Source organism: Mesorhizobium sp. M7A.F.Ca.ET.027.03.2.1, from assembly GCF_003999175.1.
Lineage (GTDB): Bacteria > Pseudomonadota > Alphaproteobacteria > Rhizobiales > Rhizobiaceae > Mesorhizobium.
Genome location: NZ_RZOM01000104.1, coordinates 1 through 9,542 on the forward strand (window position 1 = coordinate 1; position 9,542 = coordinate 9,542).

The 9,542-nt window shown below is 57.7% G+C and carries 6 protein-coding genes and 1 pseudogene; 4 read left to right on the forward strand and 3 right to left on the reverse strand.

From position 1 onward, the window contains the following. Positions 1 to 196: 196 nt before the first annotated feature. Positions 197 to 757 carry a CpaD family pilus assembly lipoprotein gene (locus EN750_RS07220; RefSeq protein ID WP_063169261.1) on the forward strand — a complete coding sequence of 187 codons (561 nt, stop codon included), beginning with the start codon at positions 197 to 199 and terminating at the stop codon, positions 755 to 757. A gap of 83 nt (positions 758 to 840) precedes the next feature. Beyond that, positions 841 to 2,712 (forward strand): acyltransferase family protein, encoded by a 1,872-nt coding sequence (locus EN750_RS07225; RefSeq protein ID WP_126080682.1) that lies wholly within the window; start codon positions 841 to 843, stop codon positions 2,710 to 2,712. Between the two features lie 482 nt (positions 2,713 to 3,194). Here the strand turns inward: EN750_RS07225 and EN750_RS07230 are convergent, their stop codons facing one another. Then, positions 3,195 to 4,334 carry a porin gene (locus EN750_RS07230; RefSeq protein WP_126063922.1) on the reverse strand — a complete coding sequence of 380 codons (1,140 nt, stop codon included), beginning with the start codon at positions 4,332 to 4,334 and terminating at the stop codon, positions 3,195 to 3,197. Positions 4,335 to 5,016: 682 nt separating this feature from the next. On the opposite strand from EN750_RS07230, the gene EN750_RS07235 reads away from it, so the two are divergent. Beyond that, positions 5,017 to 5,373 (forward strand): hypothetical protein, encoded by a 357-nt coding sequence (locus EN750_RS07235; RefSeq protein ID WP_024505577.1) that lies wholly within the window; start codon positions 5,017 to 5,019, stop codon positions 5,371 to 5,373. Positions 5,374 to 5,843: 470 nt separating this feature from the next. Further along, positions 5,844 to 7,170: pseudogene (hemN, locus tag EN750_RS07240) on the forward strand (oxygen-independent coproporphyrinogen III oxidase). Between the two features lie 234 nt (positions 7,171 to 7,404). On the opposite strand, the gene EN750_RS07245 reads toward hemN, so the two are convergent. Continuing rightward, on the reverse strand, positions 7,405 to 9,048 hold the full coding sequence (locus tag EN750_RS07245; protein ID WP_126063923.1) for an MFS transporter: 1,644 nt from the start codon (positions 9,046 to 9,048) through the stop codon (positions 7,405 to 7,407). A 173-nt stretch (positions 9,049 to 9,221) separates the two neighbouring features. Continuing rightward, positions 9,222 to 9,542: 3-oxoacyl-[acyl-carrier-protein] synthase III C-terminal domain-containing protein (locus EN750_RS07250; RefSeq protein ID WP_281062273.1), on the reverse strand; the 321-nt coding region annotated here is incomplete at its 5' end.

Below are 9,542 nucleotides of genomic sequence, written 5' to 3' on the forward strand. Positions count from 1 at the left end.
GCCTTACATTGTAAGACCAGGCTCCAACCCAAACCAGATGAGCGCACCGACCGAGCGGGCGGCACCGGCTTTGAACGGAGGGGGCGCTCCGACGAATTCCGTGACAAGTCCCCCGCGAGACCGCGCTGCTATCCGTGCGGGCGCGCCAAGCGCCCAGGGCGGTCTCGGCTTCATCATCGAATAGTGTCATCCAAAGATGTTGCGTTTTATAATCCTCTTTGTCGCTCTGGCACCAAGCGTAAGTGGCTGCACAAGCACTACGCCAGTTGATGTCGAACCATCGGCACCAATGCTTGTCCGAGAGGAGACCACCGTCCTGACGTTGCAAAGCCTGCGCGCTTCCGAACGGCAGCGTTTGCGTGTTTTCCTAGACAAGGCCAGTCGCGGCCGGTTCGATGCCATCCACCTCCTCATCAGCGGTTCGCCCCAGCTCAGCGCAGGGGTAGCCCATCAGGCCAGGCAGTTGGCAATCGAAGAAGACAACATTCAATTGCGCGATCAACACGACGCCGGCTCAGTGCGAATTGAGGCGATTGTCTATCACGCCCGTCCGCCGGTCTGTCCCTCATATGGTGCCTTACCCAATGAAGAATCCTTCAAACAGCCGCTTGGTTGTTCGACAGGACATAACCTGGCCGTGATGGTCAACGATCCGCGCGATCTGCTCGACAATCAGGCCGTCAAGGCCGGCGATGGCGATCGTGCTTCTGTACCAGTTGCAACTTACAGAACATTCGGGACGGATAAAGGTGGCTGATACCGCCCTTATCTCGGCAGCACTCCTACCGGAGATTGAAAGCTTCCAATCGCGTCCTGATCTAAAATAAAAGGAACCGCTGGATGCAATATAGGCGCTATATCGAGGGCCTTAGGGCCGTTGCTGTACTTCCGGTCGTACTCTTTCATTTCGGAATTTCGGCGATCCCGGGTGGCTTTAGCGGGGTCGATATCTTCTTCGTCATCTCCGGCTACCTAACCAGCGGAAGCCTCCTGGATGACCTTGAACGCGGCCAATTTTCCATCGTCAACTTCTACTGGCGCCGTGCCCGGCGCATTCTGCCGGCGCTCGTCTTTGTGATGCTTCTCACCTGCATTGCAGCATTGTTCATTCTTCTGCCACCGGATCTGCGCGGATTCAGTCTTAGCATCATAGCTACCTCGACCTTCTGGTCGAACGTTTTCTTCTGGAAAACGTCAAGTTACTTCTCTATCGATGCCGCGCTTCTACCACTGTTGCACACTTGGCCGCTTTCCGTAGCGGAGCAGTACTACATCTTCGCACCAATCCTGATGTTCCTAATCTATCGCTACATCGGGAAGCGCTGGCTGACGACACTTCTTCCGATAATTCTCTGCAGCTTCGTAGTGGCGGTGATGGCGACATCGCTGGCACCCACCGCCGGATTCTATCTGCTGCCGACCCGAATCTGGGAACTCATGTTGGGCGCCCTGCTCATGCTCAAATGCCCCTCGCCGCTGGGCAACCGATTCCTGATGGAGTCGGTGGGGGTGGCCGGATTTGGCCTTCTCGCCATCGGGTTCTTCGCGATTTCGGCGAGTGATCCGTTCCCAGGCTACAACGCCTTGTATCCATGCATCGGAACGGCCCTTCTGATCTATGTTGGCCAAAATACCCCCTCGACGGTCGCCACCCGCATGCTCGAAGTCCGGCCGCTGGTCTGGATTGGGCTCATCTCGTATTCGTTGTATCTTGTTCACTGGCCTCTCAATGCGTTCGCGCACTATCTTTCGTTCCAAAAACTCGATCCGTTGATGACCGGTGCGATGTTGGTGGCAAGCCTCGCATTGGCTGCATTCTCCTGGAAGTTTGTAGAGCAGCCGTTTCGACAGAAGAGGGCCTTCACCTCCCCGGGGCCTATCTTCGCCTTTTCAGCGCTCGCGATCGTTGTCCTTTGTGCCGGCGGAGCGGCGGGGGCGCTCGGCAATGGCTTTCCGCAACGGTTTCCGGACTATGTCCAGCGGCGCATTTCCGTCGGGGACTGGAGGAATGGCATCTGTTTCAACGAGGGCACCAGCCGGATCGAAAGCTGGAATATGGAGGATTGCACGCGCACCAGCGGTTTTCCAACAACGGTTTTTTTGTGGGGCGACTCCTTCGCCGCGCACTATGTTTCCGGCTTGGGTGCTAACATAAATCGATTGCAGGCGAACATCGTTGAATATACGTACGCCAGCTGCGCGCCGATACTCTATTACTACCCTTACGATCGTCTTGATTGTGTCCGGTTCAATCGCAAGGCCTTGGACGTCATCTTGGAAGCGGACATCAAGACGGTTATCCTCAGCGGTAGATGGAGTGACTATGAGGTCAGAGGTTTCGACGGTCTTCAGCAAACAATCGCTACGCTTCGTGCCCTGGGCGTGCGCGTGTTTGTCATCGGCCAGTCTCCGCAGTTCCCAACTGACGTCCGGAAAATTGCGTTCTTCGCCAAGCGCCAAAATCTGGACGATACGTCCTGGCCGATCGCGATGGACCCCGACATCAACGAACGTGTGCGCTCATTTACCAAAGGCGCCACATTCATCGATCCGCTGAAATTCCTGTGCAGCGCAGGACGCTGCGCCTATTCCGATAGAGGAGAGTTTTTATATTTCGACTATGGTCATTTCTCTTCAGCCGGCGCCACACTGGCAATCTCGAAATACTGGCCGGCTTTTGGCAAGGACAATGCTCTTCCTAAGACGAAGTAGCGGCTCAGCGGCTGACAAGCACCAGTACGGGTCCCAGTGATAGCTCCTGCTTCCGCAGCAGCCGCGACGATGGAGCTGTTCAGGTTTAAGGCCCCCCGATAGTGACCTAGGATGGGTGCTGCCACGCGGCTCGGACTCAGCGTGCATTATCACGTAAATGTTGAGAGAATGAATGGCGCCGCGAAGGGCAATTCCAGCCGTCCAAAGCGACAGGCGTGTCGCGGCCTCGACATTGCAGTGGCGCTTACCTAACACGGCCTCACACTGCCCTCTAAGCGGCCCCGAATTTGAACTGACGGCCCCTGGCCGGTTCATCGGGCAGGTCAAGGGCTAGGTGTAGTACACAGGGCTCATAACTTTCAGTTTCTAGTTGGTACGATGGGCCGTGGACGGTCGATGCAGACTTCAAGATGGCGAACGAAGCTCTCCATGCGTGCGTTGTCGAGGCAAGTGCCTTTGCCATGCTCGCGACTGGAGAGATTTCAAAATGAGCCTTGTAAGCGGAGAATGCCGCCGACGCTGTTCGGCTTGCTCGTGCCCTTGACGGCGGTAGGCTCGGCAGGGCCGAGGCCAGAGTTGCCGTAGTGGTCGTAATCGACCTCGGCTGTGACCGTGAAGCCGGGAACGACCATGTAGGCGACGTTTGCAGCCACACCAGCATCCTTGAGCTGATCACCCGAGACCTGAAGGTTGAACGAAGTTTTCTCGTCAAACTCGTAGGTGGCGCCCGCCCAGAAAGCCCACTGGCCGTTCCAGATTTTGTACGAGCCGCGCCCATGATTGGCAATTGCGCCGTTTGAGTCCTCGTTGAGACTGGCATTGGAACCGTAGCCGAAGAGTCCAAACAGCGACAGCTGGTTTGTGACAGCGACGTCGACGCGGATCTTGCCGGCAAAAGCTTCGTAATTGCTGTCATAAGCCGCGACGCCGGTGATCGAGCCCCAGCCTTGCGTGTATTTCAAGCCGGCGACAACGTGCGGAATATAGCTGTCGATAGTACCGGCTGAGCCCGATCCTTGTTCGAGCGAAATCACAGTCGAAATGCCGTTGCCGGCGTCGAAGTGGTACTGAGCCACGTTGGTGTCGAAGCCGGCCGACGGAACGAGCATACTATCGAGAACGTCGCCAGCGTAGCTTACAAACGTATCGAAGGCCGACCCCTCCTTGCCAACTCGCAGGCCTCCCAGCTCGACCCAGGCAGAAGCCAGTGCGAGGCCGCTGTTGAAATCATAGTTCTGAGGACTGTCATGCGAGTTAGCGCTGTTGCCAAAATTCACGTGGGTTTCGGTATAGGTCGTCAACGCGCCGAGCTCGGTCTGCTGGCCGGTCCAAGTTTTGAACGTGAAGCGTGTGCTGTTTCGCCAAGTGCCTTGGTCCTCGCCAGTTCTCACGTCCGAGGTTCTTGCGCTGTCATACGATCGGACGTCACCCAGGCCGATATCGTAACGGACATAGCCGCCGATGCGCAGGCAGGTCTCGGTGTTGGGAATATAGGAATATCCCGAGCCGAGGACGTCGCAGATCTTGATGTACTCGGCCGGTTCCCGCTCGGCGCCAGCTGCTCGACCGACGGAAACGGTCATCAGAGCAGTTAAGCCGAGAAGAGGACTCTTGATGTACATGTCTAGATCTCCATGAAGGAATAAAAAGGATAGAGGCGAAAGAGCAAGCTTTTCCTCTAAATTTTGTGCGTGTTGTCTCCAATATGTGGACGCCAAAGCGCTTGACACGAGAGGTGAGCCAGCGTAAAAGCCACATGTACTTATAATAGTGTTTTCTGTTAGGAGATTCATTATCGTTTACATGTGAAACACTCCGGTCGGACCGCTGCAGCTCTCCGAAATAGAGCAGCAAGCGACATGCCAACCTGAAGCGTAAATGCGGCCGACACCAAAATCGGGCCGACGCGCCTTCGTCTCGCTGGAATCACTTTTTTTGAGGGTCACTGCGAAAAGCAATGTGCGACACGGTTCGCCATGTTCGATATGTGACAGTCTCGTTTAACAGCGACGGCTTCCCGTCTGACCGCAACGGAGGCCGCGCCATGCGCTACCGAGAAGGATCACTGCGCGTACGCTCCGCAAGGGCTGCGCCAGGAACAGAGGGCGTGCGCGTCCGAGGCGTCGCATGGTGGCCGCAGCACCTTTTCGCCGCTGTAAGTTCGCCGTGCAGGTACATTGCGCGGCCGGAAGCGAGAGGGAGCGCACCCTGAAACGGCTGCCTACGGCTCGCCTCGAGTAATTGGCGATGAACAGCATTCTCGAGAACTTAGTCTCGACGGAAAGAGCAACGAAAGGAAGCCGCTTGGACGAGCACGATCCGAAGGAAGAACCGATCGAGACCATTTTCCGCAACGGCACAATCACTGCCGTGGGTATCCTGCTTGCCTTTTCGCTCGGCTTCCTCACTCATTGGGCCGCGAACCCCTTGCCATGGCAACTCTACGATCTGTTCGCCGTAGTGCCGATCCTGCTCGGCATCGCACTGCAGATGAGAGCGCTGTCCATGCTGCTCGACATGAGTTCCTTGCGGCGCCCCATCTACGAACGCGCCAATCGCATTTTCATGGTCGGCCTCATCCAGACCGCGTGTGGCGTCGGCATGGCCATCTTGGTCGATCTTTTCGGGATATCGGTAGGGGGCACGCTGCCCGGCGCTTGACGACAAGCCACACCGCCGCTCTTCGCTCGAAGCGACGTCAAGCCGGGGAACCTTGTGCACCCCCTAGCGGCGTCCTCCTTTCATCAAATGAGCCGACGTCAGCTTTAGAGCGTCTCGGTGGCTAAAGCCGGTATGGTTTTTCGGCCGGCAGGGAAGGCCGCTGGCTGGACCTGGATGGCGTCTGAACGAGGCTTGACAGGTCCGTTGCGTCGGACATGAATTTCGCATTGCAAAGTTCTTCCGCAGACGCCTCAAGCACACTGCACTGGCGTCACGTACTACTCAGACGTTGAATGCGGCACCGCACCATCACCTCAGGCGCAACCATGGCACGCGCGCTCCCCGGCGTGGTTGACCCCATCCTGTCCAAACGAGACTGCGACATAAGCGGGACGCACTGACTTAGGTCAGAGACCAGGACGAGCGCGCAACGAAAGAATGATGGATCAGCGACGTGGGATGACAGCTCCTTGCACACCTCAATCCTGACAAAGTACCGGGACCCCCGGCCGCCTTGGTATACCATCTATCCGACTGTGCCAGACTTCTCTGCGGCAGTTGGTGCTGACGATTATGAGGAATGGCTGGGGGGCCTCCCGGCCGACGAATCGGTGTCGCTCTATTTCCACATTCCGTTTTGCCGATCCATGTGCTGGTATTGCGGCTTCCCTACCGCGGTCATCCGTCGCAACGGCCCGATCCTTAATTATTTAGCGGTGCTGCGTCAGGAGATCAGTTTGGTGTCGGAGCAAGTGCGGCAAGGGCTGCCGGTGAGCGATGTGCATTTCGGCGCGGAACGCCTCACCTTATCGGGCCAGCCGAGCACTTGGCGCTGATGGAATTTCTACGCCGCCACTTCGCTTTCAGCAAAACTGCTGCGATCACCGTGGAGATCGATCCCCGAACGTTCACACCGGAAATGGCCGAAGCCTTGGCAGCTAACGGTGTCAACCGCGCGAGCATCGGCGTGCAGAGCTTTGATCCCGATGTGCAAAGGCGATCAATCGGATCCAGAGTAAGGTGCAGACGGCCGCTGCAGTCCAAAATCTCCGCCGGCATGGCGTTGGCCATATCAACTTCGACCTCATCTTCGGTCTACCGAAACAGACTGTGCAGTCCTGCATCCAGACCGCGATGGCTGCGGTCGCCATGCGCCCCAACCGGCTTGCGGTGTTCGGATACGCGCATATTCCTTCCGTGATAAAGAACCAGCGCCTATCGAGCAGGCAGGTCTACCGGACGGCGATCTTCGCGCCGAACAGGCTGCAGCTGTCGCCGAGACACTGGTTGGCGCTGGCTACCGGGAGATCGGGCTCGATCATTTCGCTCCGCCGGACGACGAACTCGCGCTAGCGCAGAAGACCGGGCGCGCCTACGGCGTAATTCGCTGGGATACTCGGCCGATACTTGCAAAACGTGATCGGCTTAGGCGCGTCGGCTATTGGCCGAGTCCGCGAGGGGTATGTTCAGAACGAAGTAACACGGGATTCTTACGCCCGGCACATCGCAAGTGGACGTCTGGCGACATCAAAGGGTCACCGTCTGACCGACGATGACCGGGTGCGCGCAGCGATCATCGAGCGACTGATGTGCGATTTCGAGGCCGACGTGCCGACCATCTGTGCCGCCCACGAAATCGAACCAGCTCGTTTTCTCGATTCAGTTGAGAGTTTGGTGACGCTGGCTGAGGAGGGGATCCTGGACGTCGAAAACGGCTTCATCCGCGTGCGGCCGGAGCACCGCTTTGTTGTTCGCGCCGTTGCTGCTGCATTCGATGCTTTTCTCGCGAATCGATGAGTTGAGGCCACGACGCCGAAAGGCATCAAACCTTGTTTGGCGCTCGTCGGCATGGGCTCTCGCAGAAGACTCCGCAAGCGTATGCAGGGGACTTCCACTTGACGCCGCGTTCACCATCATCTCGCCTGGGTGCGCGCGAAAGCGCACAACCCGGAGCACGCTGCTCTCGGTGTGAGGCTGTGCTCTGCAAAGCACCGGTGATCCACCCTGTCCCTGGACAGCAGCTTGATGGCGTCATCTTGGAGGACGAGAAAAGATTGTCGAGGTACGGGTACGAATTGCCTCGGTCGTCCGTTCAATCGAAAGCACTGTCTGCGGAGGCACCTCTCCTTCATGCAGTGACAGGAGATGCTGGGCGACTTCCTTATCTGCTGCGGTGAGTCGATGATTTAGGCGGAGAAAGTCCATCCAGGTGGGGGTGCGGAATGTCTCCGTCCAAAGTGACGGTGTTTGCAGATTTCGCTGGAGCGTCCAGTTTCGTGCACCGGCACGGCTCTGGACGTGTCGCCGCGTGCGCATGGAGCCCAGAAAGGCCTCGATATTTTCCTCCGATATCAAATACTCGACCTTGGCCACGATAGGGCCACTTCTGGGTTTCAGATCGAGAGCCACGTCCGGCGGATGAAAAACTGAACTTTCTTGATCGGTTTCTTCCCAGGGACGGACCGGCAACACGATCCCCGCTGCTGCAACCAGCAACAGAGCGCCTGCGGCGCCCTCCAATGCTAAGGTCAAGGAATAGTTTTGCGCGACAGAACCCCAGATCCAGCTGCCAGCAGCCATACCGCCTGCGCTCAAGGCGTAGTAAATGGAGAGCGTGCGGCCTACAACCCACCTTGGGCTTGCCAACTGCACCGACACGTCAATGCCCGTCCAGGTGATAAGCCAACCCGCTCCGCCGAGCGCCAGCGAAATGGCCGCCACAGGAATCGACGATGTAAGGGCAAGGGAGAGGCAACAGACTGCACAAGCCACAGAGGCGAAGGCCACCAGCCTGTTTTGAGACGTGACCTTCCTCAAGAAGCCGTTGCCCATGCCCGCGATGAAAGCACCCATGCCGAAGCCGGCCAATAAGATACCGTAGACAATTGGCCCACTCTTCAACTGATCCCGGACGACGAGGGGGAGCAACGCCAGAATGGAGATGCTTGCCAATCCGAAAAGAGCGGCTCGGGCGGTCGCTGCCCTGATCTCCAAAGACATCGCAGTAAAGCGCACTCCGTCATGAATTGCCGTCGTCATTCTCTCACGAGGGAGAGGCGAAGAGCGGACCTCCCATTTGGTGCGCCATATCGCGCTTATGGGCGCCAGATCACTCACCGCAGCCAAGGCGAAAGCGGCCAGCGGCCCAAAGACGGCCAGGATCACGCCCCCCAAGGCCGGACCAACGCTGCGCACAATGTTGTATCCGACGGACATAAGCGTCACTGCGGCCGGAATGTCGCGTTTGTGAAGGATATCGCCGACCGAAGCGTGCCAAGCCGGATCATTCAAGGCAAAGCCGCAGCCGGCCAGGAAACCTAACCCGAGAATCAGCCAAGGACTGACAAATCCCAGACCCACAGAAATCATCAGCGTCGTCGACGCCGATGCTATCAGGCAGTGTCCCGCAAACATCACCCACCGGCGGCTGAAGTTGTCGGCAATGGCTCCGGCGAAAACTGAGAGGAAGAACACCGGCAATGTGGATGCGGCCTGGACGAGTGCCACCATGAGGTCGGACGCTGAAATCGTTGCCATAAGCCAACTGATGGCGACCGTTTGCACTAGCCAACCGAGGCTGGAAATCTGGGTGGCCGCCCAAATTGAGCGAAACACCTTGTTTCGAAATGGGGCGAGCGTCTTTGAAACGGGCGGTTGAGGATTTTCGCTCTGCATGAGGTATTGCTGGCCTTCGATGAGCGCTGCGATTTGAGCAAGCGGGTCGATACTTAGACATCGCGGAGCACCGCACGGAACCCAGCTCTATGGAGCTTGCCGGCGACTATTTACGTATTGAGCCATTCTCATAGTCTCATTCATGAGCAGTCCTGTGCGCAAGCATTGCTTTGCTAAATTCCCACCACAAGCGCGCCGCCGCTGAGACCCGCACCCGCTGCCGCCAAGAGGACTTTCTCGCCAGGCCGAAACGGCTGCGCCCGATGGGCCAGCGACAATGAGAGCGGGATCGTCGCGGCGGAAGAGTTGCCATATTCGGCGATCGTCTTGACGATCGAGTGATCAGCGATGCCGAGGTTCCTGCCGACCGCGTCGAAAATGCGCGCATTGGCCTGATGCGGCACGAAACGATCGAGGTCTTGCGGCCTCAGTCGGGCAGCAGTGAGCACATCTCTCGAGCAGGCGGTCATCATCTCCACGGCCTTGCTGAATAC

Excerpts from the sequence above, each read along its gene's own strand:
- EN750_RS07245 (WP_126063923.1), bottom strand. The coding sequence starts at position 9,048 with ATGCAGAGCGAAAATCCTCAACCGCCCGTTTCAAAGACGCTCGCCCCA.
- EN750_RS07220 (WP_063169261.1), top strand. The coding sequence starts at position 197 with ATGTTGCGTTTTATAATCCTCTTTGTCGCTCTGGCACCAAGCGTAAGT.
- EN750_RS07230 (WP_126063922.1), bottom strand. The coding sequence starts at position 4,334 with ATGTACATCAAGAGTCCTCTTCTCGGCTTAACTGCTCTGATGACCGTT.
- EN750_RS07225 (WP_126080682.1), top strand. The coding sequence starts at position 841 with ATGCAATATAGGCGCTATATCGAGGGCCTTAGGGCCGTTGCTGTACTT.